Source organism: Wolbachia endosymbiont of Tuta absoluta, from assembly GCF_059414725.1.
Map to the genome: position 1 here is coordinate 1 of NZ_JBNRJY010000598.1, position 318 is coordinate 318.

1 pseudogene is annotated in these 318 nt (G+C 35.5%); it reads right to left on the reverse strand.

Features of this window, described 5'->3' with window-relative positions:
- Window positions 1-138: 138 nt before the first annotated feature.
- Window positions 139-318, reverse strand: a pseudogene (locus ACJ5GX_RS06645) (UbiA family prenyltransferase); the annotation flags it as partial.

Consider the following 318-nt stretch of genomic DNA (forward strand, 5'->3'; position numbering starts at 1 on the left):
TGATTTATCACACTATGAGCAGAAAAGCCGTGCGATTTTTTGAGAGGGGCTAGACAATGTACTACAAATTATCTAATTTAAATCTTGGGTGTTTTCCTGCTAATAATACAAATAAAGTCCACGTATGTTTTGAGGGTGTACGCTCACCTTTTTCGTATTTATTCCATATTGCCCGATCGATCCCATGTTGAAAGTAAACCCTAAAAACAATTGTGGCCACCAAACGTAACGCTTTAGCAAGGGGTAGATAACTATCATGCACATTGAAATTATTCCAAGTATAAGAGTAGTTTTATTGGTTAATAATAAGATTACCAG